Origin of the sequence: Serratia sp. BNK-17 (genome assembly GCF_048684935.1) — a bacterium.
GTDB lineage: Bacteria > Pseudomonadota > Gammaproteobacteria > Enterobacterales > Enterobacteriaceae > Serratia > Serratia nematodiphila.
Window position 1 is genome coordinate 1972753 of the sequence record NZ_JBLQTR010000001.1, and the last position, 24742, is coordinate 1997494.

The following is a 24742-nucleotide window of genomic DNA, read 5'->3' on the forward strand; positions in this document are numbered from 1 at the left end:
ATGTTCTTTTATCATCTGATGTTATGGAGGCTTGCGAAACATGTTCCCTCAAGCATGGCAGGTGGGGCTGGATATACAAATCGACTGCGTGCGGGCGGTGGCGGCCCAACGGCGCCGCAACGGCTGGCAGTTGCGCCACTGGTGGCAGCAGGCGCTGCCGCAGGCGGTTTTACGCGATGGCTGTCTGGAACCTTCCGAATTTCTTATCCGGGCGCTGCGGCAATGGCGCGTCCAACTGCCGCGACATATTTCCTTACGCATTGCCCTGCCGGCGCAGCGCGTGTTGCAGCAACGCATGGCGCAGCCGGACGCGCGGTTGCGCGAGCCGGAACGCAGCGACTATATCGGCGGCCACGGTGTGAAGCAGTTTCCGCTCGACGGCCAGACGCTGGCGCTCGACTATCGCACCGCGCCGGCGGATGAGGCGGCGCTGTTGCTGACCGCCGCGCGGCGGCAGGAGCTGCAGCAGTGGCTGCATTGTCTGCGTCAGGCTGGCCTGCATCCGCAAGCGGTCGATATCACCCCCTGCGCGCTGCGGATGATGGCGACGGCGGCAGGCGTGCCGCCCGCTGCGGGGCTGATGCACCGTCTCGAACGAGAATGGCTGTGGGTGGCGCCGGCCGACGGCGCGTTCGCCTTTGGTCTGGCGCCGGGCGACGATGACGCGCAGGCGCTGCGGGCGCTGCAAGCCCAGATGCCGGCGGGCGACGATCGGCCGATCTATGCCGGCAGCGTGCTGGCGGGTGCCTTGCCCGCCGGTTGCCTTGCCTGGTCGCCGCTCAGCGCCTTCACGCAGCTGCGTCCGCCGTTGCCTGCGCATCCTTCGGCGTTCGCGTTGGCCGGTGGCCTGGCGCTGCGCGAGGAGGATCGCTGATGTATCAGGTCAACTTTCTGCCCTGGCGACAACGCCGCGAGCGGCGACGCGGCTATTTCTGGTTGGGCGTGCTGCTGTTGCAGCTAACGGCACTGCTGCTGGCGCTGTTCCTGGTCGCCGGCCAGTTGCGTCACCAACAGGCGCAGCGGCAGGCGCGGCTGGCGATGCTGGGTGAAGAGCTGGCGGCACTGACGTTGCTCGCCCGTCAGCAACAGCAAGAGCGGGCGCAGCGGGCGCTGCAGCGCGCCCGCGCCGAACGGCAGGCGAGCAACGCCCAACATAACCGGCGTTATTTTCAGCTGCTGCAGCAATTGTCCTCCAGCATTCCTCCACCGCTGTGGCTCACGGCGATGGAGAGTGATGCGGTGAACGGCCTGCGGCTGCGTGGATTGAGCCGCTCTCCTGCGGCCATCACGCAGTTCGAACGGCGGCTGGCGGGGATGCCTGCGTTGCCGCGGTTGCGTTTGGCTGAGGTGGCGCAACGCGACGACGGCCTGTACACCTTTCATCTGGCGGCGCAGTGGGGGCGTGATGGATAACCGTTTGTCATCCGGGCTGCGCCTCTGGCTGAGCTTGCCGGGCTGGCTATTACTGCTGTCGCAAGGGTTGGGTATCGGCACGTTGGCGCTGTTGGGCGGCGGCTGGATGCTGCAAGACGAATGGCGTCAGCGGGAAAGCGCGGCGGAGCGGCAACAGCGCCTGCTGCAACAGATCGCCATGGTGCAACGCCAACTGGACGAGGTACCGGAAACCGCTATCCCGGCGGCGCTACCTCCGTCCACCACCGGCGATCTGGCGAGCGTGCTGCAACGGGCGGGAGGCGCGTTGTTGCGCTGGCAGCGGCAGGAAAAACCGCCGCGGCAAACGCTGAGCTTGCGCATTGACTACGCCGGTTTGCTGGCGCTGCTGGAGACGCTGCCCACCGATTTACGCCTTGAGCAACTGAGCGTGGAGACGCCGTCCCTTGGCATGACGGCGCGGTTGGTTTTGCAGGATGCCACCGAGGATCAGCCCAATGAGTAAAAGGCCCGGCCGTTGGTGGTGGTTGCTATGGCCATGGGCATTGTGCGCTGAGCCGCGCGACCCGTTTGCGCCGCTGCCGATGCCTGCTTGTGCCCAAACGGAGGCGTCGCCGGCGGGCTGGCGACTGAAAGGCGTCATCGGGCAACCGACGCTGCGCTATGGCTGGGTGGTGACGCCGGCGGGGCAATGGTTGCGCCTGCGGCCACAGCAACGGGTGCTGGCCGAACGCTGGCAGGTGACGCAGGTGCAGGCGCGTAGCCTGACGTTAACGGCGCTGACGGCCGAACCAGATTGCCCGGCGAGCCAGGGCGACGTCTCGCTCATGATGGACAACAAGGATGGCAAACCATGAAAGGATGTGCTGGATTGAGCTTGGCGCTGTGGTGCCTGGCGCTCGGCACCGCGCAGGCGCAGGATAAGCAGCGGGTTTCCCTGGAGTTTCAGGATGCGCCGGTCACGGTCATCCTGCAGGCGTTGGCGGATTATCGGCAGATGAACCTGATCGCCGCGCCCGGCGTGAGCGGCAACCTGACGCTGCGGCTGGAGAATGTGCCCTGGCCGCAGGCGCTGGCGTTGACCCTGCGCATGGGAAAACTGGCGATGACGCGGGAAGGCAACGTGATACTGATCTCGCCGGAGCCGGACGCACAGGAAAAAAGGCAGCAGCGAGAGGCGTTGGCGCAGCGGCAACCGCTGCATAGCCTGACCTTGACGTTACAGAACGGCGATGCGGCGGAAATTGCCGAAAGCCTCAACGCCCAACGTGGCGCGTTGCTGAGCGAGCGTGGCAGCGTGTTGGCGGATAAACGCACCAATACGCTGCTGCTGCGCGACACCGCGCCAATCCTGACGCAGTTGAAAAAGCGGATAACGGAAATGGACGCGCCGCTGGCGCAGGTGCAACTGGCGGCGCATATCGTGACCATCAACCGCGAAAGCCTGCGTGAGCTTGGCGTGCGTTGGGGGTTGGCGCCCGACGACAGGCCGGCGCGGCCGTTGCGGCCGGGCAATGTCGGTGTCAACCTGCCGCTGGAGCGCAGCGCGGTGAACGCCGGTTTCCATCTGGCGCGCATCAGCGGGCGTTTGCTGAGCCTGGAGCTGACGGCGCTGGAGCAGGAGAATCAGGTGGAGATCATCGCCAGTCCACGCCTGCTGACGGCGCACCTGCAAACCGCCAGTATCAAGCAGGGAACCGAGATCCCTTACGAAGTGTCAAGCGGCGCCAGCGGTGCGACTGCCATCGAGTTCAAAGAGGCGGTGCTGGGCATGGAGGTGACACCGAAAGTGTTGCCGGACGGGCGCATCACGCTGACGCTGCACATCAGCCAAAATATGCCGGGGCGCGCCATCAGCCGCGGGGCGGGTGAGGCACTGACCATCGATAAACAGGAGATTAAGACGCAGATCACGGTGAAAAACGGTGAAACCCTGGTGCTCGGCGGTATTTTTCAACGGCATAGCGGCAAGACGGCGGACAAGGTGCCGGGGTTGGGGGATGTGCCGTTATTGGGAGGCTTGTTCCGACAAAGCGGCGCACAACAGAAAAAACGCGAGCTGGTGATCTTCATTACGCCGACTCTGATTAAGGGATAAGCGGCTGCCTGTCGGCCGGGCGGCAAATCTCCTAAAGTTGATGAGCAGATACACTTTTTTATCTCCTTGGGGGGATCTGCGTTTGACGCTGCGGCCGATTTAGCTTACAAGGGTTACCGAATTGAGCACCGAGGTTTTTTGTTAGCGTCAAGACGCCGTTAAAAACATATGGTTTCCCTCCCGCGGCGTGGATTGCGATTTATTCGGTTGCCAAACTACCAAGAGTGTTGAGATAATTTTTCGTCTGATCTCGCACTATCGCTCATGAGGTTTCAGTTTAGGTCCCGCCGCTGATTTGATTGGCGGGGCGGGTTAACATTAACGAATTGTCTTAGTAATACCGAAAAACATGGCAGAGAAACGCAATATCTTTCTGGTTGGGCCTATGGGTGCCGGCAAAAGCACTATTGGCCGTCAGTTAGCTCAGCAACTCAATATGGAGTTCTTCGACTCCGATCAAGAAATTGAGCGACGTACCGGAGCTGACGTGGGCTGGGTATTCGACGTGGAAGGGGAAGAAGGTTTCCGCGATCGTGAAGAAAAAGTCATTAATGAACTGACGGAAAAACAAGGGATTGTGTTGGCGACCGGCGGCGGTTCGGTGAAGTCGCGTGAAACGCGCAACCGTCTGTCCGCGCGCGGTGTGGTGGTCTATCTGGAAACCACGATCGAGAAGCAGCTTGCTCGTACCCAGCGTGATAAAAAACGCCCGCTGCTGCAGGTCGATTCTCCGCCGCGTGAAGTGCTGGAAGCCTTGGCGAAAGAGCGCAATCCGTTGTATGAAGAGATTGCCGATGTCACCATCCGCACCGACGATCAGAGCGCTAAAGTGGTTGCCAACCAGATCATCAACATGCTGGAAAGCAACTGATTGCCGCTTTCCGCGTTCGCCGTCGGCCAATGCGGAAAACTGATTTGTGTTCCCCGCCGCAGCGGGGATCAACCACCGCCGCACCATACAGAGAACTGAGCGCGACATGGAGAGAATTACTGTAACGCTTGGGGAGCGCAGCTACCCGATTACCATCGCCGCCGGATTGTTTAACGATCCGGCTTCTTTTATGCCGTTGAAGGCGGGTGAGCAAGCGATGTTGGTCACCAACCAGACCCTGGCGCCGCTTTATCTTGAGCGTGTCCGGCAGGTGCTGGAGCAGGGCGGCGTCGTGGTGGATCAGGTGATCCTTCCCGATGGTGAGCAGTACAAATCTCTGGCGGTGTTGGAGCAGGTGTTTTCGGCGCTGCTGGAAAAACCGCACGGGCGCGATACCACGCTGATCGCCCTCGGCGGCGGCGTTGTCGGCGATCTGACCGGCTTTGCCGCCGCGTGCTACCAACGCGGCGTGCGCTTCATTCAGGTTCCCACCACGCTGTTGTCGCAGGTGGACTCTTCCGTGGGCGGCAAGACCGCCGTCAACCACCCGCTCGGCAAAAACATGATTGGCGCTTTCTATCAACCCGCTTCGGTGGTGGTTGATCTGGATTGCCTGAAAACCTTGCCGACGCGTGAACTCTCTTCCGGCCTGGCAGAAGTCATCAAATACGGGATCATCCTCGATCGCGAGTTCTTCGTCTGGTTGGAAAACAACATCGATGCGCTGATGGCGCTGGATATGCAGGCGTTGGCCTACTGTATCCGCCGCTGCTGTGAGCTCAAGGCCGAGGTGGTGGCCGCCGACGAACGCGAAAGCGGCCTGCGCGCCTTGCTGAATCTGGGCCATACTTACGGCCACGCCATCGAAGCCGAAATGGGCTACGGCGTATGGCTGCACGGCGAAGCGGTGGCTGCGGGCATGGTGATGGCGGCGGAAACCGCGCACCGCCTCGGCCAGTTCTCCGTTGAAGATATCGAACGCATCAAAACGCTGCTGCTGCGCGCCGGCTTGCCGGTCTGCGGGCCGCAGGAAATGACGCCGGGATCCTATCTGCCGCACATGCTGCGCGACAAGAAAGTGCTGGCGGGTGAACTGCGCCTGGTGCTGCCGACCGCGATCGGTGCGGCGGAAGTGCGCGGCGGCGTAGGGCATGAGCTGGTGTTGGCGTCGATCGCCGCCTGCCTGCCTGAGCAGACGCGTAATTAAATCGGACTAAGTAACAGTGGCTTAGCCGCCATTTGCATCTATATTAATACAGTGAGCAGAGCACGACGGGTGTCGCTTTGCCATCATCGGGTTAATCTGCCCGTGCCACGGTAGGTCTACGGTGGTGGGCTTTTGCCTCTAGTTGGAGGGTTTCAGATGGACGAGTTTAAACCGGAAGACGATCTCAGACCTGATAGCAGCGATCGTCGCCCTACGCGCTCGCGCAAGCCGGCCGCCGCGCCGCGCTTCGCCGTTTCACGCCAACATTTGATGATTGGCATCGGCATTTTGGTGCTGCTGCTGCTGATTATCGGCATCGGTTCCGCCCTGAAGGCGCCGACCAAACATGAAGCGGCTCAGGAGAACGGCGCGCAAAACGGCGGAGCCCGCGATATCAACCTGTCCGGTTCTTCGTCGCTGACTACCGCCAACAACGGCGTGCCGGGCGGTACCACGGATACCCACGATAACAACGGCGTGAGCGCGACTCAGCCGCAGCAACCGCAGAACGTCAGCGTTCCGCCGATCTCCGGCACGCCGACCGAAGCGCAAACGCAGCCTCAGCAGGGCGGTGCGCAGCAGCGCGTCGATTTGCCGGGCAACATGGCGGATGCGTTGTCGCAGCAGCAGGGGCAGGTGGATGCGGCGACCCAAGGCATGACCGGCGCAGCGTCGACGTTGCCGACCGCACCGGCGACGGTGATGAGCGGCGCCGCAGCGCGCGAAGCGACGCGTCCTGTGCAGGGAACCGCGCCGCAACAGCATAAAACGCCGGCGAAAACTGCCGCCGCCAAACCGACCGCAACGCAGCATAAATCACCGACTACGGTGTATACGCCGCCGGCCAAGCCGTCTTCCACCGCGAAAGCGGGAGCGGTCGCCAGCAGCGGCAGCTCTGTGCAGTCTGCGCCGGGCAGCCACTATACCTTGCAGCTGAGCAGCGCTTCGCGTTCCGATACGCTGAACGCCTACGCCAAACAGCAGAAGCTGCAGAATTACCTGGTGTACGCCACCAAGCGTGACGGCAAGCCGTGGTACGTGCTGGTGAGCGGCAACTATGCTTCTTCCGCAGAAGCGAAGCGCGCCATTGCTTCGTTGCCGGCGGATGTGCAGGCGAAAAAACCATGGGTCCGACCTGTACACCAAGTGCAGCAAGATCTTAAAAAATAAATCATTTAAATTTGTGCGCTGATGTGCTGTCTGAAACAGAGTACAATCCGCCGCTCTGAATTGTATAAGTAGCTAATTGACGGCATGAAGAAAAACCGCGCTTTTTTAAAATGGGCTGGTGGAAAATACCCGCTGGTAGATGAGATTCGTCGCCATCTGCCGGCGGGAGACTGCTTAATCGAGCCCTTCGTGGGTGCGGGATCCGTCTTTCTGAATACGGATTACGACGCCTACATTCTCGCCGACATCAATAGCGATCTTATCAACCTGTATAACATCGTTAAGCTGCGCACGGATGACTTCGTACGCGATGCCCGCACGCTTTTCGCCGATGAATTCAATAACTCGGATCAGTTTTACCTGCTGCGAGAAGAGTTCAATACTAGCACCGAGCCTTACCGCCGGGCGCTGCTGTTCCTGTATCTGAACCGTCACTGCTATAACGGCCTGTGCCGCTATAACCTGCGCGGCGAGTTCAATGTGCCGTTTGGCCGCTACAAGAAACCGTACTTCCCGGAAGAAGAGCTCTACTGGTTTGCCGAAAAATCGCGCAATGCCACTTTTGTCTGCGAGCATTACCGCGATACCATGGCGAAGGCCGTGGCCGGTGCCGTGGTGTATTGCGATCCGCCTTACGCGCCGCTGTCGGCGACGGCGAATTTCACCGCTTACCACACCAACAGCTTCAGCATTGCCGATCAGCAGAGTTTGGCGCATCTGGCGCACCAGCTCTCGGTAGAGAGCCAGGTACCGGTATTGATCTCCAATCACGATACCGAGCTGACGCGCGACTGGTACCAGCATGCTGCGCTGTATGTGGTGAAAGCGCGCCGCACGATCAGCCGCAATATTCTCGGCCGCAGCAAAGTGAACGAGCTTTTGGCGCTGTATCGCTAAGCCGGGGGCACCCCGGCGCATAACAACTCGACCCTACGTTTGGAGAAGCGGATGAAAAAGTTTTTGATTGCCCCGTCCATTCTGTCGGCAGATTTTGCCCGGTTAGGTGAAGATACCGCTAACGTGCTGGCCGCAGGCGGCGACGTGGTGCACTTCGACGTCATGGACAACCACTACGTGCCCAATCTGACCATCGGTCCGATGGTGTGCGAAGCGCTGCGCAACTACGGCATTACCGCGCCGATTGACGTGCATCTGATGGTCAAGCCGGTAGATCGCATCGTGCCAGATTTCGCCAAGGCCGGCGCGTCTTATATCTCTTTCCACCCCGAAGCTTCCGAACATGTCGATCGCACCATTCAGCTGATCAAAGAGCACGGTTGTAAGGCCGGCCTGGTATTCAACCCGGCGACGCCGCTAAGCTACCTCGATTACGTGATGGATAAAATTGACGTGATCCTGCTGATGTCGGTCAACCCGGGCTTCGGCGGCCAGTCGTTTATCCACGGCACTCTGGACAAGCTGCGCCAGGTACGCAAACTGATCGACGACAGCGGTCGCGATATCCGCCTGGAAGTCGACGGCGGGGTGAAAGTGGATAACATCGCCGAAATCGCCGCCGCAGGCGCCGATATGTTCGTCGCCGGTTCCGCCATCTTTGGCCAGCCGGACTACCGCAAGGTGATTGACGAAATGCGCAGCGAGCTGGCGAAGGTTACCCATGGCTGATTTCGGCGCGATCCGCGCATTGGCCTTCGATCTGGACGGCACGCTGGTCGACAGCGCGCCGGGTCTGGCGGCCGCCATCGATATGGCGCTGGAAGAGATGGGCCTGCCGCAAGCGGGTGAGGAGCGGGTTGGCACCTGGATCGGCAACGGCGCCGACGTGCTGGTGCAGCGCGCGCTGCGTTGGGCGGAGGCGGAAGGCACGCCGGAGCAGTGCAGCCGGCTGCGTGAACGCTTCGACCATTTCTACGCGCAGACCGTCGACAGCGGCAGCCGTCTGTTCCCACAGGTGCAAGAGACGCTGGCCCGCCTGGCCGCGCACGGTTACCCGATGGCGCTGGTGACCAACAAGCCGACGCCGTTCGTGGCGCCGCTGCTGGCATCGTTGGGCATTGGCGACTATTTCTCGCTGGTGATCGGCGGCGACGACGTGACGGAAAAGAAACCGCACCCGGCGCCGTTGTACCTGGTGCTCGGCAAGCTTGGCCTGCGCGCGCATGAACTGCTGTTCGTCGGCGACTCACGCAACGATATTCAAGCCGCCCAGGGCGCCGGTTGCCCGAGCGTCGGCTTTACCTACGGTTATAACTACGGTGAATCGATCGCCCTGAGCCACCCCGATCGGGTGTTGGAGCGCTTCGCCGATTTGTTGCCCGCTCTTGGGCTGTCATCTTTAGAGAATCAGGAAATTTAAACATGAGTAAGCCCATCGTATTTAGCGGCGCGCAGCCGTCCGGCGAACTGACCATCGGCAACTACATGGGTGCGCTGCGTCAGTGGGTGCAGATGCAGGACGACTACGACTGCATCTACTGCATCGTCGATCTGCATGCCATCACCGTGCGCCAGGACGCCGAGAAGCTGCGCAAGGCCACGCTGGATACGCTGGCGCTGTACCTGGCCTGCGGTATCGATCCGGAAAAAAGCACCATCTTCGTGCAGTCGCACGTGCCTGAGCACACGCAGCTGAGCTGGGTGCTGAACTGCTACACCTATTTCGGCGAACTGAGCCGCATGACGCAGTTCAAGGACAAATCCGCGCGCTACGCGGAGAACATCAACGCCGGGCTGTTCAGCTATCCGGTGCTGATGGCGGCGGATATCCTGCTGTATCAAACCAACCAGGTGCCGGTGGGCGAAGATCAGAAACAGCACCTGGAGCTGAGCCGCGACGTGGGCCAGCGTTTCAACGCGCTGTACGGCGACGTGTTCAAAGTGCCGGAGCCGTTTATTCCTAAATCCGGCGCGCGCGTGATGTCGCTGCAGGAGCCGACCAAGAAGATGTCCAAGTCGGACGACAACCGCAACAACGTGATCGGCCTGCTGGAAGATCCGAAAGCGGTGACCAAGAAGATCAAACGCGCAATGACCGACTCGGAAGAGCCGCCTGTCGTGCGTTACGACGTGGTCAACAAGGCGGGCGTCTCCAACCTGCTGGATATCCTCGCCGGCGTGACCGGCAAGAGCATTGCGCAGTTGGAAGCCGAGTTTGAAGGCCAGATGTACGGCCACCTGAAAGGCGCGGTGGCGGAAGCCGTCTCCGGCATGCTGGCTGAGCTGCAGGAGCGCTACCACCGCTTCCGCAACGACGAAGCCTATCTGCAGCAGGTCATGCGCGACGGCGCCGCCAAGGCCCGTGCACGCGCGCAGGAAACCCTGGCGAAGGTCTACCAGGCCGTCGGTTTCGTACCGCCGCAGGCGTAACGCCGGCGCAAATAAAAAAAGCGGCCTAAGGCCGCTTTTTTTACGTCGGTATTACGCCATTTGCGCCAGGCTGGCGGGCGATTCCTCGCAGGCGAACCAATTGAGCTTGCTGCGCAGGCTGACCACGCTGCCGACGATGATCAGGCTGGGGCTGGCGGCCTGCAGGGACAAGGCGCCCAGTTGGTGGAGCTCGCCTTCGATCACCCGCTGGCGGCAAGAGGTGCCGTTTTCCACCAGCGCCACCGGCGTGGCGGCCGGCAGTCCGTTCGCGATCAGACGGCGCTGGATTTCCGCCGCTTGCGACAGCCCCATATAGAACACCAGCGTCTGTTGCCCGGCGGCCAGCGTCGCCCAGTCCAATCCACCGTCGGCCTTGGCGTGGCCGGTCACCAGGCGGACGCTCTGCGCATGGTCGCGGTGGGTGAGCGGGATGCCGCTGTAGGCGGAACAGCCGGAGGCGGCGGTAATGCCCGGCACCACCGAGAACGGCACGTTGGCGTCCGCCAGCGTCTCCAGCTCTTCGCCGCCGCGGCCGAAGATAAAGGGATCGCCGCCCTTCAGCCGTACCACGCGTTTGCCTTGCAGCGCCTGCTGCAGCAGAATTTGGTTGATCTGTTCCTGCGGCACGCAGTGGTGCCCGGCGCGTTTGCCGACGAAGATGCGCTCGGCGTCGCGGCGCACCAGCGCCATGATCTCTTCGGAGACCAGCCGGTCGTAAACCACCACGTCGGCCTGCTGGATCTGTTGCAGCCCTTTCAGCGTCAGCAAACCGGCATCGCCCGGCCCGGCGCCCACCAGCACCACTTCACCGCGATCTGCCGGCTGTTCGCTGAACAGTTGCTCGAGCTGGCGTTCGGCCAGCGCGGCGTCGCCGTTGGCCAGCGATTGCGCCAGCCGATCGTGAGCGAACAACCGTTCCCAGAAGCGACGGCGTGCGCCGAGGCCGCTGAAGCGTTGTTTTACCCGCTGCCGCAGCGAGCCGCCCAGCTGGGCCAGCTTGCCGAGGTGCTGCGGCAGCATCGCTTCCAGCTTCTCGCGCAACAGCCGCGCCAACACCGGCGCTTTGCCGCCGGAGGACACCGCCACCATGATCGGCGAACGGTCGATAATCGACGGCATGATAAAGCTGGCGCGTTTCGGGTCGTCGACCACGTTGCAGAATACCCGCTGCTGGTTGGCGCATTGGTACACCCGCGCGTTGACCTCCAGCCGGTCAGTGGCGGCGATCACCAGCCATTTTTCCGCCAACAGGCTCGGGCTGAATTCGCCCTCGGCCAGCGTCACCAGGCCTTCTTCCGCCCATTGGCGGAACTGCGGGGTGAAGTCCAGGGCGTTGACGGTCAGCGCCGCGCCGGCGTCCAGCAGCAGGCGCGCTTTGCGTTCGGCGATTTCGCCGCCGCCGACCAGCAGGCAGGCTTTGTGTTGCAGTTGGCAGAAAATCGGCAGGTAATCCATCGGCACTCCTCGGGGTCATCAGGGTGGGGGCGAAAGGCGCCCCCGAAAACTCAGGCGGTCTGACGTGCGGCGGCTTTCGTCGCCTGCGGGCGTTCGGCGCGCGGCGTGGCATACCAATACCCCAGGCCCATCAGCACCGAGCCGGACAGGATGTTGCCCAGCGTCACCCACAGCAGGTTGTGGCCGATGCCGGCGAGGGTGTAGGCCTCGCTGTGGTTGCCGAACCAGGAGAGGGCGAACAGCGTCATGTTGGCGACGGAGTGTTCGTAACCCGAGGCGATAAAGGCCAGCAGGCACCACCAAATGGCGATGAACCTGGCGGCGCCTTCAACGCGGATCGCCATCCAAATCGCCAGACAAACCAGCCAGTTGCACAGCACGCCCTTGAAGAACAGCACTTCGGCCGGCGCGGTGGTTTTCGCCAGCGCGGCGCTGTGCACCAGGCTGGTATCCACCGGCAGCAGGCTGCCGCCGCCGTAGTAATACATCAGCGCCACCAGCACCGAGCCGAGCAGGTTGCCGAGCCAGGTTTGCGGCAGCACCGCCCACATCTGGCTCTGGCGGATGGTGCCGGCTTTGACGCCGAGCGTCAGGAACATCGTATGGCCGGTGAACAGCTCGGAACCGGCGATGATCACCAGCGTCAGCGCGATGCCGAAGGTGGCGCCCATCACCAGCGGCCGTATGCTTGGGTCGACCAGGTTGCCGAGGGTGAAGATCAGGATGATGCCGAGGCCGACGTAGGCGCCCGCCATCGCCGAACTGATCCAAAAGCCGAGCGGGCTCTCCTTCGCCAGGCGGACGATGCGTGCCGCGTTGGCGGCGCATTTGTTGATCGTATCGGTAAACATGTTGCCTCCCGAAAGGTTATGCCGCGATTTGCACGATGCCGTCGACCACCCGGCTGGCGAAGCTGGCGACGGAACGGCTGTCATCTTCCAGACAGTGGCCGTCGTACAGGCGGAAACGCTGTTTCTTCAGCGGGCTGGCGACCCACAATTCGCCCTGATGCTCGGCGATGAGGCCGCGCGACAGCACGCTGGCCTGGGCGAACGGGTCGATATTGCTGATGGCGAACACCTGTTCGTCGGCATAGGGGCGGAACACCGCCACCTGCCGATCGCCGATCAGGGCGCACACGCCGGTGCCGGGCAGAATGTCGGCGACGGGACAAACGGTAATCCACTGGCTCATGCGTGACTCTCCTCGGTATCGATCAGGGTGACGGGAATGCGCTCGTCCGGGCGCGCCGGGCGGTGCTGGTCGCGTTCGGCCACCACCTGCACGTTCGGATCGCGCAGCGGGCTGTTGATGAAGTGGGCGAAGCGCAGCTGCGTTTCCGGGTGCTCGACGGTCTCTTTCCATTCGCAGACCACCGCGTCGCGCAGGCGGGCGATCTCGGCTTCCAACTGCGCGTTGATGCCGAGCTTGTCGTCGACGATCACCTTGCGCAGGTAATCGATGCCGCCTTCCAGGCTCTCCAGCCACACCGAGGTGCGCTGCAGCTTATCGGCGGTGCGGATATAGAACATCATGAAGCGGTCGAGGTAGCGCACCAGGGTCTCGCGATCGAGATCGGCGGCCAGCAGATCGGCGTGGCGCGGTTTCATGCCGCCGTTGCCGCAGACATACAGGTTCCAGCCGTTCTCGGTGGCGATGATGCCGACGTCCTTACCCTGTGCTTCAGCGCATTCACGGGTGCAGCCCGAGACGCCGAACTTCATTTTGTGCGGGGTGCGGATGCCTTTGTAACGGTGCTCCAGCGTGACGCCGAAGCCGACGCTGTCGCCGACGCCATAGCGGCACCAGGTGCTGCCGACGCAGGTTTTCGCCATGCGCAGCGCCTTGGCGTATGCGTGGCCGGTTTCAAAGCCGGCGGCGAGCAGCTTGCGCCAGATGGCCGGCAGGTCGTCTTTCTGCGCGCCGAACATGCCGATGCGCTGCGAACCGGTCATTTTGGTGTAGAGGTTGTACTCCTTGGCGATTTGGCCGATGGCCAGCAGGCCGTCCGGGGTGATTTCGCCGCCGGCGGAGCGCGGGATCACCGAGTAGGTGCCGTCTTTCTGGATATTGCCGAGGAAGTTGTCGTTGGTATCCTGCAGCGGCGTATGCTGCGGCTTGAGGATGTACTCGTTCCAGCAAGAAGCCAGCAACGAGCCGACGGTTGGCTTACAGACTTCGCAGCCGTAGCCTTTGCCGTATTTGGTCAGCAGCGCCTCGAACGACTTGATGCCTTCGACGCGGATCAGGTGGAACAGCTCCTGGCGCGAATAGGCGAAGTGTTCGCACAGGTGGTGGTTGACCTCGATGCCTTGCTTGCTCAGCTCGGCGTTCAGTACCTGGGTGAGCAGCGGGATGCAGCCGCCGCAACCGGTGCCGGCCTTGGTTTCGGCCTTCAGCGCCGCCACGGTGTGGCAGCCTTTGTTGACCGCCTGGATGATGTCGCCTTTGCTGACGTCGAAGCAGGAGCAGATCTGCGCGCTTTCCGGCAGCGAATCCACGCCGATGGCCGGTTTGCTGCCCGCATGGGCCGGCAGGATCAGGCCGTCCGGGTTTTCCGGCAGTTCGATGCCGTTCAGCGCCAGCTGCAGCAGGTTGCCATAATCGCTGGTGTCGCCCACCAGCACCGCGCCGAGCAGGGTTTTGTTGTCGGCGCTGACGATGAGGCGTTTGTAGACTTCTTTGCTTTCATCCAGATAGACGTAGCTGCGGGCGCCCTCGGTGCGGCCGTGGGCATCGCCGATGCCGCCGACGTCTACGCCCAGCAGCTTCAACTTGGCGCTCATGTCGGCGCCCTGGAAGCCGTTTTCGCGGCCCAGCAGGTGATCGGCGGCCACCTGTGCCATTTTGTAACCCGGCGCCACCAGGCCGAAGGTGCGATCGCGCCAGGCGGCGCACTCCCCGATGGCGTACACGTCCGGATCAGACGTCTGGCAGCTGTCGTTGATGGCGATGCCGCCGCGGCGGCCAATCTCCAGCCCGCATTGGCGCGCCAGCTTGTCCTGGGCGCGGATGCCGGTGGAGAACACGATGAAATCCACTTCCAGCAGGCTGCCGTCGGCGAAATGCAGGGTTTTGCGCGCCGTGCCGCCGCCGTTGACGATCTCCTGGGTGTTTTTGCCGGTGTGCACCTTGACGCCCATGCGCTCGATCTTGCGGCGCAGCTGGTCACCGCCCATCGGGTCGAGCTGTTCGGCCATCAGCACCGGAGCGAACTCGATCACGTGCGTTTCCACCCCCAGGCTTTTCAGCGCGCCGGCGGCTTCCAGCCCCAGCAGCCCGCCGCCGACTACCGCGCCGCGCTTGCTGCGGCGCGCGCAGGCTTCGATGGCGTTCAGGTCTTCGATGGTGCGGTAAACGAAGCAGTCCTGGCTATCCGAGCCTTTAATCGGCGGGATCCACGGGTAAGAGCCGGTGGCCATGATCAGCTTGTCGTAATAAACGGTGCGGCCGGTGTTGGAGTGGATGACCTTCTCGTCGCGATTGATGGTGATAGCGCGCTCGCCGATCAGCACCTTCACGCCGTGTTTTTCGTAAAAGCCTTCGCGCACCAGCGACAGCTCTTCGGCGGTGTGGTGCGAGAAGTAGGAGGAAAGGTGCACGCGATCGTAAGCGATGCGCGGCTCTTCGCAAAATACGGTGATGTCGAATTGGTCTTTGTCTGCTTTATCCAACAGATCTTCGATGAAACGGTGGCCGACCATGCCATTGCCGACGACGGCAAGTTTGACTCTGCTCATTATTGCCTCAAAATTCGGGTTTCCTAGGCTTACCTTATCTCTCCCGAGGGGCAATTTATTGATGCAAATCAATCACACTCTCATATACCTCTAACGTGGTATATAGATGATTTTTCACGTTTTTTGATAAGTTGCGGATTTTATTCACCTTTAGCTGAAGCGAGTCAGTTTGCATGCAAATTACCCCGCAGGGAGTAAACGCAGGGGGTAGGCATGAAACGGTGACTTTGTCAGCGCGATCCGCTGCCAGTATGATGAAGAAAACCAGCGCAACGGCAGAGGTGAAGGGTGGCGAAACGTCCATTGAAGTTTATCGATAACCTGCGTTTAAGCGGGCATGAAGGGTTGTGGCAACTGGCGATCGAGCAGGGGCGCATCGCGCATCTGGTGCCGCAACCGGAAGGGCTGGAGTGGCGCAGCGACGTGTTGGATGCGCAGGGCGGGCTGGCGCTGCCGGCGTTCGTCGAACCGCATATCCACCTGGATACCACGCAAACCGCCGGTCAGCCGGCCTGGAACCAGTCCGGCACGCTGTTCGAGGGCATTGAGCGCTGGGCCGAACGCAAGGCGCTGTTGACTCATGAAGACGTCAAGCAGCGCGCCTGGCAAACGCTCAAGTGGCAGATCGCCAACGGCGTGCAGTATGTGCGCACCCACGTCGACGTTTCCGATCCCACGCTGACCGCGCTGCGCGCCATGCTGGAGGTGAAACGGGAGGTGGCGCCCTGGGTAACGCTGCAGATCGTCGCCTTCCCGCAGGAGGGGATCCTCTCTTATCCCAACGGCGAAGCGCTGCTGGAAGAAGCGCTGCGGCTGGGGGCCGACGTGGTGGGCGCCATTCCGCACTTCGAATTCACCCGCGAATACGGCGTGGAGTCGCTGCACAAGGCGTTCGCGCTGGCGCAAAAATACGATCGGCTGGTGGACGTGCACTGCGATGAGATCGACGACGAGCAATCGCGCTTCGTCGAGACCGTGGCGGCGCTGGCGCTGAAGCTGGAGATGGGGGCGAAAGTCACCGCCAGCCACACCACGGCGATGCACTCTTACAACGGCGCTTACGCCTCGCGGCTGTTCCGCCTGCTGAAAATGTCCGGCATCAACTTTGTCGCCAACCCGCTGGTGAACATTCACCTGCAGGGGCGTTTCGACAGCTATCCGAAACGGCGCGGCGTGACGCGGGTGAAGGAGATGCTGGAGGCGGAGATCAACGTCTGCTTCGGCCACGACGACGTGTTCGATCCCTGGTATCCGCTCGGCACCGCCAACATGCTGCAGGTGCTGCATATGGGGCTGCACGTGTGCCAGCTGATGGGCTATGGCCAAATCGACGATGGGCTGAAGCTGATCACCAGCCACAGTGCGCGCACCCTTAACCTCAGCGACTATGGCCTGGCGGCCGGCAACAGCGCCAACCTGGTGATCCTGCCGGCGGAAAGCGGTTTCGACGCGGTGCGCCGCCAGACGCCGGTGCGTTATTCGATTCGCCAGGGGGCGGTGATCGCCGAAACGCGGCCGGCGGAAACCACGCTGCATTTGCAGCAGGATGAGACGGTGGATTTTCGGCGCTAAGGCGCAAAAAAAGGGCGCCTTGCGGGCGCCCTTGATGTATTGGATGCGAAGAAATCAGTGCGTCACGTGACCGTGGCTGCGGTGCTTGGTCACGAAGCCCAGCAGCAGACACATCACGAATACCGCCAGGTACAGGCCGTTGGCGGTGGTCAGCGCCGCGTGCGCGCCGCCTTTCGCCACGATCGGGCCGGTGACCACGAAGGTCAGCATGGTGCCGATGGTGCCGCAGGTCAGGATAAAGTTGACCAGCTTCGGCGAGGAGACCTTGGTCTGCAGCGAGCCGAGGGTGATCAACGTGGTATAGATGGCGCTGGAAACGAAGCCCAGAGCCATGATGTAGTAGCCCAGGTGTTCCGGATTGTCGGTGCTGACGAACAGGTACATCGCGCCGGTAGCCAGCGCGGCCAGTACGGTAACGATGCGCTGCAGATCGAAGAAGCGCAGGATGAAGCTGAACACCCACATGCCGACCATGTAAGAGGTCCAGAAGTCGCTCACCAGCTTACCGGCCTGGCCGATGTCCATGTTGAACGACTTGGTGGCGTACTCAGGCACCCACTGAATGAAGCCCAGCTGGCCGAGGATGTAGCACAGCGCGGCGATCGACAGGAACAGCACGCCGATGCCCCATTTTTCTTTCTCGACCGGTTGACCGGCATCGGCGCCTTTCTTGCCCAGCACCGGGAATTCGGAGCACAGGGTCAGCACGAAGATCGCCACGTACAGCAGGCCGATGCAGGCGTAAACCCAGTACCAGCCGATATGGCGAGCCAGCAGCATCGCGGCGACGATCGGGAAGATCATCCCGGCCATGCTGAAGAAGGAATCGGTGAACAACAGGCGCGAACCGCGCTGGCGGCCGGCATACATGTGGGTGATCAGGAAGGTGCCGATCGACATGGTGATACCGCTAACCACGCCAAGGATAAACATGCACAGCGAGAACATGGTCAGGCTCTTGCCGAGCATCAGCCCCGCCACCGCCAGCACCATCAGGACAAAGCCGAAGATCAGCTGACGCTTCAGCGGGATGATTTCCATCAGCCAGGCATTGAGGAAGATCGAAATCAAAATACCGGCGTTGAGGAAAGTAAAGGTGTTACTCATGCTGGAAACCGGCAGATTAAAGTACTCTGCAATGTTTCCCATCACCATCCCTGTGACGATCACTAAAGCACCGGTCAGCGCGTACGAAAAGAAGCTGATCCAGGTAAGCCGTATGCGGTTACTGTCATTCATTGTATAGGCCTGAATATGTCTGTTAGAGGTTTTAACGCTGGCATAAGGCCGCTGGCTTTTCCTGGCAAACGCAGAAAAAAGTCCCGATCAGGCCACCAGGGGGCGGATCCTAGCACAGACAACGGGATTTTTTGTGATGGTTGTCGATTTTTTGATGCAACCTATGAAGGGAGGGTACGCATTATTGTGATCTATTTGCGTACCGTCACAATGGAATCACGGTTGACGATCGTCGGCTCAAATGGGTGCGCCGGGGTGGTGGGGTCGATCAGCCTGCGCGCCGCGTATTGGGCCATCTCGCTGATGGGAAAATGTACGCTGCTCAACGCCGGGCGTACAAAAGGCGCGCGTTCGCCGCTGTCGTAACAGATCAAGGAGATATCCTGCGGCACCCGCAGGCGGTGCTCGTTGATCGCCAGCAGCGCGCCGATCGCCATCTCTTCGTTGCAGCAGTAGATGGCGCTGGGCCGTGCGGCTTGCTGCAGCAGGCGATCGGCGCAGCGGTAACCGCTTTCCAGATCGTAAACGCCCTCCAGACAGGCCACCGGCTCGATATTCGCCGCCTGCATCGCCTCTTCAAACCCTTGCAACCGCAGGCGGCTCGACGGGCGCTCGCGCGGCCCGCTGATGCAGGCGATGCGCCGGTGCCCGGCATCGAGCAGTTGCTGGGTCGCCATGCGGCTGGCGAGCGGGTGATCGAAGGTGACGCAGCGGTCTTCCAGCCCCGGCACCAGCCGATCGAGCAACACGAAATGACGTTGCTCCGCCGCCAGCTGGCGCAGCCGATCGTCGCTGAGAAAACGCACGTGCAGGATCACGCCGTCGCAGCGCAGGCTGAACAGCCGCTGCACCGCCTGCCATTCGTTTTCGGCGCTGTTGCGGCCCTGGGTCACCAGCAGCTGCTTGCCGTGGGATTCGGCCTCGGTTTGCACGAAGTCCATCAGCGCGCCGAAGAAGCCGCCGCGATACGACGTGGTCACCAGCCCGAGGGTATTGCTGTGGCTGGAGGCGAGCGCGCGGGCCGCCGGATTGGGGGTGTAACCGAGCTGGGCGACGGCGCGTTCAACCTTCTCGCGGGTCGGCGCCTTGACGTTGCTGTCGCCGTTCACTACCCGCGATACGGTGGCGCGCGATACGCCCGCCAGCGCCGCGACATCTTCCAGTGTCACCATCGTCCAACTCCTGATTACGGCTAAAAAAATGGGTTCGGCGCGCCGAACCCCTGTCATACCGCGCGCAGGCGCTTACCTGAACTGCGGCAAATACGGCGCGTTTATCGTCAACACCTCGTCCAGCAACGGCTGCGCCAGATTGGCGTTGCCCACCAGCGGGTTGGCGATCAGCGCCAGCAAGCCGCTGCGGCGATCGCCGTGCACCGCGGCCTCGATGGTCAGGCGTTCGTAGGCTTTCACCTGCTGCGTCAGCGCCTGCATCGGCTCCGACAGCGGCCCGAACGTCAGCGGATGCGCGCCTTGGGCATCGACGATACAGTTGATTTCTATCACAGCATCGTCCGGCAGGCCATGGATTGCGCCGCGGTTTGCGGTGTTGACCACTAATTGCGTGCCGAGATTATTATGGATAGCACGAATCAGCTCCAGCGCAACCTCGGAATAGAAAGAACCGCCGCGGAAGCTGAGCTGTTCCGGTTTCGTGTTCAGCTGCGGATCGGCATACAGCTCGAACAGCTCTTTCTCCACCTGCATCACCTGTTCGGCGCGGGTGCCGCGCTCGCCGGCGGCGGCCATCTCTTCCGCCAGCATCTCACGGGTCTGGTAAAAATAGCGGTGGTACGGGCAGGGGATCGCGCCGAGCGCGCGCAGGAAGTCCGGCTGCCAGGGCTCTTCCTTGATGTTGTTCATGGTCAGCGCCGCGCCGTCGCACAGCATGTCGATCACCTTGGCGGTGACGTCGCGCCCCTGCAGCGTGACCTGATGCACCCAGACCATGTGGTTCAGGCCGGCGAACCGCAGCTGCACGTCGGCGTAAGGCGCCTGCAGCATGTTGGCGATCATGTGATGCATGCTGATCGGCACGTTGCACAGGCCGATGATCTTCGCTTTGGTAAAGCGAGACACCGCCTCGGTGACGATACCGGCCGGGTTGGTGAAGTTGATGATCCAGGCGTCCGGCGCCAGCTTTTCCACCCGACGAGCGATATCCAGCATCACCGGAATGGTGCGCAGCGCCTTGGCGAAGCCGCCGACGCCGGTGGTCTCCTGGCCGAGCAGCTGGTATTTGAGGCCCAGCCGTTCGTCGGCGGCGCGCGCCGGCAGTTGCCCGACGCGGAACTGGGTCAGCACGAAAGCGGCGCCGCGAATCGCGTCGTCCAGCGTGAAGTGCACGCTGACCTTCACCTGTTCCAGCCCATGGCGCGCCAGCATGCGGCGCGTCAGGGCGGCGATGGTTTCCACTTTTTGCCGGCCTGGCTCGACGTCCACCAGCGCCAGTTCGGTGACCGGCAGCTCATCGATGCGCTGGATCAGCCCATCGACCAGCTCGGGAGTGTAGCTGCTGCCGCCGCCGATCACGGCGATTTTGAGCGTGCTCATGGGCGGCCCTCCGTCAGCGACTGACGGCGATAGAGCTCGATCATGTCGTCGGCCAGATCCTGGATCACCATGGCGTTCATCAGATGATCCTGCGCATGCACGGTGATCAGATTGATCGCCAGCTTGCCGCAGCCTTCGTCCAGGCCGATCAGCTCGGTCTGGATCAGGTGCGCTTTCTTCACCCACTCTTTGGATTCGGCCATGTGTTTGGCCGCGGCGGCGAAGTCGCCGGCGCGCGCTTGTCGCAACGCCATCAACGCATTGCTGCGCGCGCTGCCGGAGAACACCAGCAGTTCCATGATGGTGCTTTCAAACTCGGGGCTGACTTCAGTCATCAATTCACTCACGTCATTTCTCCAGGGGTTGCGCGGCGATGCCGCCGTGGGATGCTTCAATATCCGTTCTTTTTATAATGAGAGCGCTCTCATTTATATAGAGTAACGACAATGCGTGTGCAAACTGGGAGGCAGATCGCAAAAACCGCCCCAGGGCGGCACGGGGCAAAAAATGCGTGATGCGGTTGGCAAAAAAGCCTTCTGCGCCCATACTTTCCGCAGCAAAATTCAGGGCCGCCTAGGATATGTCCCGTAATTGGGTAAATATAGGTAAATGGCTGGCACTTGCCGATACAGCTCTTTAGAATCAAAGCGCTTTTCCGTTGTTTGTCTCTCAGAGAAAGGATCCGTTAATGTTCAAACGTACTTTAGTGACCTTCGTCGCGCTGTGTTCCCTGTCCGCAGTGGCACCAGCCGCACTCGCCGCCGGTGAGACCCATGTCATGCTGACGACCTCGGCGGGGAATATCGAATTGGCGCTCGACAGCCAGAAGGCACCGGTTTCCACCCAGAACTTCGTCGATTACGTGAACAGCGGGTACTACAACAACACCATTTTCCACCGCGTGATCCCGGGCTTCATGATCCAGGGCGGCGGTTTCACCGCTGACATGCAGCAAAAATCCACCAAGGCGCCGATCAAGAACGAAGCCGACAACGGCCTACGCAACCTGCGCGGCACCATCTCGATGGCGCGCACCGCCGACAAGGACAGCGCCACCAGCCAGTTCTTCCTGAACGTGGCGGATAACGCCTTCCTGGATCACGGCCAGCGCGACTTCGGCTACGCCGTGTTCGGCAAAGTGGTGAAAGGCATGGATGTGGTGGACAAGATCGCTCAGGTGCCGACCGGCAACGTCGGCCCTTACCAGAATGTGCCGACCAAGCCGGTGGTGATTCTGTCGGCCAAGGTGCTGCCGTAAATTTTTTGGCCGATCCCGCTGGGGTCGGCCGTCCTTCCTCCCGAAGCCTTGCCTTCATCACTGTTTTCTCCCGCGCCCCATGCTCTAATCGGCAGACAATAACCAGACCGGAAATCCGGCGTTCGCCCTTTGTTGTCTCTGGATGAGTTGCTGCCATGTATGAATTTAACCAGGTGCTGTTGCTGTTGCAGCAGATGTGCGTCTATCTCGTTATCGCCTATCTGCTGAGCAAAACCCCGCTGTTCATTCCGCTGATGCAGGTGACCATTCGCTTGCCGCACAAGCTGCTGTGCTACGTGATCTTCTCGGTGTTCTGCATCATGGGCACCTATTTCGGGCTGCATATTCAGGATTCGATCGCCAATACCCGCGCGATAGGCGCGGTCCTGGGCGGGCTGCTGGGCGGGCCGTCGGTGGGCTTTCTGGTCGGGCTGACCGGCGGCCTGCACCGGTATACGCTCGGTGGCATGACCGACGTGGCCTGCGCGATCTCCACCGTGTCCGAAGGGCTGGTCGGCGGCATCGTACACAGCATCGCCATGCGCCGGGGGCGCATCGAGCTGCTGTTCAATCCGCTGTTCGTCGGCGGCGTGGCGCTGGTGGCGGAAGTGCTGCAGATGGCGATCATTCTGGCGGTGGCGCGCCCTTATAACGAGGCGTTGCAGCTGGTGGAACACATCGCGCTGCCGATGATGATCGCCAATACCGTCGGCGCGGCGATGTTTATGCAAATCCTGCTGGACAGGCGCGCGATGTTCGAGAAATACACCAGCGCTTTCTCTTCCAAGGCGTTGAAGATCGCCGAGCGCACCGAGGGCATCCTGCGGCAGGGGTTCGATCAGGAAAACAGCATGAAGGTCGCCCGGGTGATTTATCAGGAGCTGGGCATCGGCGCGGTGGCGATCACCGATCGCGACAAGCTGCTGGCGTTTATCGGCATCGGTGACGATCACCACCTGCCGGGCACGCCGATCGCCTCGGTGCATTCGCATCGCGCCATCGACAACAACGAGGTGGTGTACGCCGACGGCAATCAACTCTCTTACTGCTGCTCGATCAATCCGGCCTGCAAGCTGGGATCGACGCTGGTGATCCCGCTGCGCGGCGAAAACCAGCGGGTCATCGGCACCATCAAGCTGTATGAACCGAAAAGCCAGCTGTTCAGCACCATCAACCGTACGCTGGGCGAAGGCATCGCCAGCCTGCTGTCGGCGCAGATCATGGCCGGACAGTACGAGCGCCACAAGCAGCTGCTGGCGCAGTCGGAGATCAAGCTGCTGCATGCGCAGGTCAATCCGCATTTCTTGTTCAATGCCTTGAATACCCTGGTGGCGGTGATCCGCCGCGATGGCGAGCGCGCCTGCGATCTGGTGCAGTCCCTCTCGACCTTCTTTCGTAAAAACCTCAAGCGCTCGGATGACGAAGTCAGCCTGGCGGACGAAATTGAACATGTGAACGCCTACCTGCAGATAGAGAAAGCGCGCTTCGCCGATCGGCTGGAGATTGCGGTATCGCTGCCGGAGGCGCTGCTGGCGGCGCGGCTGCCGGCGTTTTCGCTGCAGCCGATCGTCGAGAATGCCATCAAGCATGGCACCTCGCATCTGTTGGGCGTGGGCCGCATCGAAATCGGCGCCTGCTGCGAAGGCGAGCATCTGCTGTTGCAGGTGACGGACAACGCCGGGCTGTTCCAGCCGAAACCGAACTGCAGCGGGCTGGGGATGAACCTGGTGGATAAACGCATTCGCGTGCGCTACGGCGAAGGCTATGGCGTGCAGGTGGATTGCCGACCGGACGCCTACACCCGCATTACGCTTAATGTCCCTATGGAGAGGGCAGCCTGATGTTAAACGCACTGATTGTTGACGATGAACCTTCCGCGCGCGACAACCTGCGCCACCTGCTGGAAGCTGAAGCGGGGATCTCGATTATCGGCGAGTGCGCCAACGCCATCGAAGCCATCAGCCAGATCCATCGGCTGCAGCCGGACGTGGTGTTTCTCGATATTCAAATGCCGCGTATCAGCGGGCTGGAAATGGTCGGCATGCTGGATCCCAACCGTATGCCGCACATCGTGTTTCTGACCGCCTACGACGAATACGCGGTGCAGGCATTTGAGGAGCACGCCTTCGACTATCTGCTGAAGCCGGCGGAGCCGACGCGGTTGAGCAAGACGCTGCAACGCCTGCGGCAGCGCAGTGCGCCGCAGGATGTGACGGCGCTGGATGAGAGCGCCGGTTACTTGAAATACATTCCCTGCACCGGCCACAGCCGCATCTATCTGCTGCGGTTCGATGAAGTGCTGGCGATCCGTTCCAAGCTGAGCGGGGTATTCGTGGTGCGCAGCGACGGCATGGAGTGTTTCACCGAATTGACGCTGCGCACGCTGGAAAGCCGTACGCCGCTGGTGCGCTGCCATCGGCAGTATCTGGTCAACCTGGAGCAGGTGCGCGAGATCCGCTTCGAAGAGGGCGGTGCGGCAGAGATGATCATGTCGGCAGGCGATCCGGTGCCGGTCAGCCGGCGCTATTTGAAGGCGCTGAAGGAGCAACTGGGGCTACGGGGGTGACTATGCCGGCGGCCACCGGCGGCGAGTATGCACGATGGCCAATATGATGACGCGTTGAGCCGCCAATTCATAGACCAACAGATAGGACGGGGAGATGACCAGCTCGCGCGTGCCGCCTATCCGACCCGTTTTCCCGCTGGTGGGATGATGCACGAGGCGTGCCGCCGCGTCAGCGATTTTTGCATCATTTTCTGCGGCGGCGGCCGAATTTTTAAGTTCCAACCATTCATAAATCGCCAGACGATCGGCGAGGGCGGGTACCGTCCATGTCAGTTTCACAAAAGTCCTTTTGTGT

General features: G+C 61.6%; 25 protein-coding genes. 16 read left to right on the forward strand and 9 right to left on the reverse strand.

Features of this window, described 5'->3' with window-relative positions; translation table 11 throughout:
* Positions 1-40: 40 nt before the first annotated feature.
* From pilM to trpS, 12 genes are all read left to right on the forward strand, one after another.
* Positions 41-874 carry a pilus assembly protein PilM gene (pilM, locus tag ACMGF7_RS09330; protein WP_033631912.1) on the forward strand — a complete coding sequence of 278 codons (834 nt, stop codon included), beginning with the start codon at positions 41-43 and terminating at the stop codon, positions 872-874.
* Positions 874-1413: a PilN domain-containing protein gene (locus ACMGF7_RS09335; RefSeq protein WP_033631913.1), complete on the forward strand. Its 540-nt coding sequence runs from the start codon at positions 874-876 to the stop codon at positions 1411-1413. The genes pilM and ACMGF7_RS09335 overlap by 1 nt, the downstream gene beginning before the upstream one ends.
* Positions 1406-1897: a hypothetical protein gene (locus ACMGF7_RS09340; protein WP_049240514.1), complete on the forward strand. Its 492-nt coding sequence runs from the start codon at positions 1406-1408 to the stop codon at positions 1895-1897. Before ACMGF7_RS09335 ends, ACMGF7_RS09340 begins: the two co-directional genes overlap by 8 nt.
* Positions 1890-2249 carry a HofP DNA utilization family protein gene (locus tag ACMGF7_RS09345; RefSeq protein WP_033645613.1) on the forward strand — a complete coding sequence of 120 codons (360 nt, stop codon included), beginning with the start codon at positions 1890-1892 and terminating at the stop codon, positions 2247-2249. Before ACMGF7_RS09340 ends, ACMGF7_RS09345 begins: the two co-directional genes overlap by 8 nt.
* Positions 2246-3490, forward strand: a complete 1245-nt coding sequence (gene hofQ / locus ACMGF7_RS09350) for a DNA uptake porin HofQ (protein ID WP_075201882.1) — start codon at positions 2246-2248, stop codon at positions 3488-3490. Before ACMGF7_RS09345 ends, hofQ begins: the two co-directional genes overlap by 4 nt.
* A 349-nt stretch (positions 3491-3839) precedes the next feature.
* Positions 3840-4361 carry a shikimate kinase AroK gene (gene aroK / locus ACMGF7_RS09355; protein WP_004391482.1) on the forward strand — a complete coding sequence of 174 codons (522 nt, stop codon included), beginning with the start codon at positions 3840-3842 and terminating at the stop codon, positions 4359-4361.
* Between the two features lie 106 nt (positions 4362-4467).
* Positions 4468-5568 carry a 3-dehydroquinate synthase gene (gene aroB, locus ACMGF7_RS09360; RefSeq protein ID WP_048326338.1) on the forward strand — a complete coding sequence of 367 codons (1101 nt, stop codon included), beginning with the start codon at positions 4468-4470 and terminating at the stop codon, positions 5566-5568.
* A 156-nt stretch (positions 5569-5724) separates the two neighbouring features.
* The gene (locus tag ACMGF7_RS09365; protein WP_021504768.1) at positions 5725-6738 is read left to right on the forward strand and encodes an SPOR domain-containing protein; all 1014 of its coding nucleotides are present in this window, start codon (positions 5725-5727) and stop codon (positions 6736-6738) included.
* 84 nt (positions 6739-6822) lie between these two features.
* Entirely contained in the window at positions 6823-7635 is an 813-nt protein-coding gene (gene dam, locus ACMGF7_RS09370) for an adenine-specific DNA-methyltransferase (RefSeq protein WP_004930319.1), read from the forward strand.
* Positions 7636-7686: 51 nt separating this feature from the next.
* Entirely contained in the window at positions 7687-8364 is a 678-nt protein-coding gene (rpe, locus tag ACMGF7_RS09375) for a ribulose-phosphate 3-epimerase (protein WP_004930320.1), read from the forward strand.
* On the forward strand, positions 8357-9055 hold the full coding sequence (locus ACMGF7_RS09380) for a phosphoglycolate phosphatase (RefSeq protein WP_021504769.1): 699 nt from the start codon (positions 8357-8359) through the stop codon (positions 9053-9055). Before rpe ends, ACMGF7_RS09380 begins: the two co-directional genes overlap by 8 nt.
* Positions 9056-9057: 2 nt before the next feature.
* Complete coding sequence (gene trpS / locus ACMGF7_RS09385; RefSeq protein WP_004930324.1) at positions 9058-10065, forward strand: tryptophan--tRNA ligase; 1008 nt, start codon at positions 9058-9060, stop codon at positions 10063-10065.
* 51 nt (positions 10066-10116) lie between these two features.
* On the opposite strand, the gene cysG is transcribed toward trpS, so the two are convergent.
* Genes cysG through nirB form a run of 4 tightly spaced genes read right to left on the reverse strand, consistent with a single transcriptional unit; the run spans position 10117 to position 15260 of the window.
* On the reverse strand, positions 10117-11520 hold the full coding sequence (cysG, locus tag ACMGF7_RS09390; protein ID WP_197843152.1) for a siroheme synthase CysG: 1404 nt from the start codon (positions 11518-11520) through the stop codon (positions 10117-10119).
* A gap of 50 nt (positions 11521-11570) precedes the next feature.
* Entirely contained in the window at positions 11571-12371 is an 801-nt protein-coding gene (gene nirC / locus ACMGF7_RS09395) for a nitrite transporter NirC (protein WP_049240518.1), read from the reverse strand.
* A 16-nt stretch (positions 12372-12387) separates the two neighbouring features.
* Positions 12388-12714 (reverse strand): nitrite reductase small subunit NirD, encoded by a 327-nt coding sequence (nirD, locus tag ACMGF7_RS09400; RefSeq protein WP_049240520.1) that lies wholly within the window; start codon positions 12712-12714, stop codon positions 12388-12390.
* The gene (gene nirB / locus ACMGF7_RS09405; RefSeq protein WP_031300063.1) at positions 12711-15260 is read right to left on the reverse strand and encodes a nitrite reductase large subunit NirB; all 2550 of its coding nucleotides are present in this window, start codon (positions 15258-15260) and stop codon (positions 12711-12713) included. Before nirB ends, nirD begins: the two co-directional genes overlap by 4 nt.
* Positions 15261-15563: 303 nt before the next feature.
* On the opposite strand from nirB, the gene ACMGF7_RS09410 reads away from it, so the two are divergent.
* Positions 15564-16832 carry a cytosine deaminase gene (locus ACMGF7_RS09410; protein ID WP_033631922.1) on the forward strand — a complete coding sequence of 423 codons (1269 nt, stop codon included), beginning with the start codon at positions 15564-15566 and terminating at the stop codon, positions 16830-16832.
* A gap of 54 nt (positions 16833-16886) precedes the next feature.
* On the opposite strand, the gene tsgA is transcribed toward ACMGF7_RS09410, so the two are convergent.
* From tsgA to ACMGF7_RS09430, 4 genes are all read right to left on the reverse strand, one after another.
* Complete coding sequence (gene tsgA, locus ACMGF7_RS09415) at positions 16887-18071, reverse strand: MFS transporter TsgA (RefSeq protein WP_004930336.1); 1185 nt, start codon at positions 18069-18071, stop codon at positions 16887-16889.
* 191 nt (positions 18072-18262) lie between these two features.
* Positions 18263-19243: a LacI family DNA-binding transcriptional regulator gene (locus ACMGF7_RS09420; RefSeq protein ID WP_076741268.1), complete on the reverse strand. Its 981-nt coding sequence runs from the start codon at positions 19241-19243 to the stop codon at positions 18263-18265.
* A 72-nt stretch (positions 19244-19315) separates the two neighbouring features.
* Complete coding sequence (locus ACMGF7_RS09425) at positions 19316-20623, reverse strand: 6-phospho-beta-glucosidase (protein WP_197799267.1); 1308 nt, start codon at positions 20621-20623, stop codon at positions 19316-19318.
* The gene (locus ACMGF7_RS09430; RefSeq protein WP_004930342.1) at positions 20620-20958 is read right to left on the reverse strand and encodes a PTS lactose/cellobiose transporter subunit IIA; all 339 of its coding nucleotides are present in this window, start codon (positions 20956-20958) and stop codon (positions 20620-20622) included. The genes ACMGF7_RS09425 and ACMGF7_RS09430 overlap by 4 nt, the downstream gene beginning before the upstream one ends.
* 353 nt (positions 20959-21311) lie before the next feature.
* Here ACMGF7_RS09430 and ppiA point away from each other — a divergent pair, with 353 nt between their 5' ends.
* From ppiA to btsR, 3 genes are all read left to right on the forward strand, one after another.
* The gene (gene ppiA, locus ACMGF7_RS09435; protein ID WP_015379288.1) at positions 21312-21881 is read left to right on the forward strand and encodes a peptidylprolyl isomerase A; all 570 of its coding nucleotides are present in this window, start codon (positions 21312-21314) and stop codon (positions 21879-21881) included.
* 155 nt (positions 21882-22036) lie between these two features.
* Complete coding sequence (locus ACMGF7_RS09440) at positions 22037-23722, forward strand: sensor histidine kinase (RefSeq protein ID WP_004930349.1); 1686 nt, start codon at positions 22037-22039, stop codon at positions 23720-23722.
* Positions 23722-24447 (forward strand): two-component system response regulator BtsR, encoded by a 726-nt coding sequence (btsR, locus tag ACMGF7_RS09445; protein WP_004930351.1) that lies wholly within the window; start codon positions 23722-23724, stop codon positions 24445-24447. The genes ACMGF7_RS09440 and btsR overlap by 1 nt, the downstream gene beginning before the upstream one ends.
* On the opposite strand, the gene ACMGF7_RS09450 is transcribed toward btsR, so the two are convergent.
* A complete protein-coding gene (locus tag ACMGF7_RS09450; RefSeq protein WP_420286422.1) occupies positions 24448-24726 on the reverse strand; it encodes a type II toxin-antitoxin system RelE/ParE family toxin in 279 nt (92 codons plus the stop codon).
* Positions 24727-24742: the final 16 nt, after the last annotated feature.

Bases quoted from the DNA above. Each gene is read 5' to 3' on its own strand.
- pilM (WP_033631912.1), top strand. From the start codon at position 41: ATGTTCCCTCAAGCATGGCAGGTGGGGCTGGATATACAAATCGACTGC.
- ACMGF7_RS09335 (WP_033631913.1), top strand. From the start codon at position 874: ATGTATCAGGTCAACTTTCTGCCCTGGCGACAACGCCGCGAGCGGCGA.
- ACMGF7_RS09340 (WP_049240514.1), top strand. From the start codon at position 1,406: ATGGATAACCGTTTGTCATCCGGGCTGCGCCTCTGGCTGAGCTTGCCG.
- ACMGF7_RS09345 (WP_033645613.1), top strand. From the start codon at position 1,890: ATGAGTAAAAGGCCCGGCCGTTGGTGGTGGTTGCTATGGCCATGGGCA.
- hofQ (WP_075201882.1), top strand. From the start codon at position 2,246: ATGAAAGGATGTGCTGGATTGAGCTTGGCGCTGTGGTGCCTGGCGCTC.
- aroK (WP_004391482.1), top strand. From the start codon at position 3,840: ATGGCAGAGAAACGCAATATCTTTCTGGTTGGGCCTATGGGTGCCGGC.
- aroB (WP_048326338.1), top strand. From the start codon at position 4,468: ATGGAGAGAATTACTGTAACGCTTGGGGAGCGCAGCTACCCGATTACC.
- ACMGF7_RS09365 (WP_021504768.1), top strand. From the start codon at position 5,725: ATGGACGAGTTTAAACCGGAAGACGATCTCAGACCTGATAGCAGCGAT.
- dam (WP_004930319.1), top strand. From the start codon at position 6,823: ATGAAGAAAAACCGCGCTTTTTTAAAATGGGCTGGTGGAAAATACCCG.
- rpe (WP_004930320.1), top strand. From the start codon at position 7,687: ATGAAAAAGTTTTTGATTGCCCCGTCCATTCTGTCGGCAGATTTTGCC.
- ACMGF7_RS09380 (WP_021504769.1), top strand. From the start codon at position 8,357: ATGGCTGATTTCGGCGCGATCCGCGCATTGGCCTTCGATCTGGACGGC.
- trpS (WP_004930324.1), top strand. From the start codon at position 9,058: ATGAGTAAGCCCATCGTATTTAGCGGCGCGCAGCCGTCCGGCGAACTG.
- cysG (WP_197843152.1), bottom strand. From the start codon at position 11,520: ATGGATTACCTGCCGATTTTCTGCCAACTGCAACACAAAGCCTGCCTG.
- nirC (WP_049240518.1), bottom strand. From the start codon at position 12,371: ATGTTTACCGATACGATCAACAAATGCGCCGCCAACGCGGCACGCATC.
- nirD (WP_049240520.1), bottom strand. From the start codon at position 12,714: ATGAGCCAGTGGATTACCGTTTGTCCCGTCGCCGACATTCTGCCCGGC.
- nirB (WP_031300063.1), bottom strand. From the start codon at position 15,260: ATGAGCAGAGTCAAACTTGCCGTCGTCGGCAATGGCATGGTCGGCCAC.
- tsgA (WP_004930336.1), bottom strand. From the start codon at position 18,071: ATGAATGACAGTAACCGCATACGGCTTACCTGGATCAGCTTCTTTTCG.
- ACMGF7_RS09420 (WP_076741268.1), bottom strand. From the start codon at position 19,243: ATGGTGACACTGGAAGATGTCGCGGCGCTGGCGGGCGTATCGCGCGCC.
- ACMGF7_RS09425 (WP_197799267.1), bottom strand. From the start codon at position 20,623: ATGAGCACGCTCAAAATCGCCGTGATCGGCGGCGGCAGCAGCTACACT.
- ACMGF7_RS09430 (WP_004930342.1), bottom strand. From the start codon at position 20,958: ATGACTGAAGTCAGCCCCGAGTTTGAAAGCACCATCATGGAACTGCTG.
- ppiA (WP_015379288.1), top strand. From the start codon at position 21,312: ATGTTCAAACGTACTTTAGTGACCTTCGTCGCGCTGTGTTCCCTGTCC.
- ACMGF7_RS09440 (WP_004930349.1), top strand. From the start codon at position 22,037: ATGTATGAATTTAACCAGGTGCTGTTGCTGTTGCAGCAGATGTGCGTC.
- btsR (WP_004930351.1), top strand. From the start codon at position 23,722: ATGTTAAACGCACTGATTGTTGACGATGAACCTTCCGCGCGCGACAAC.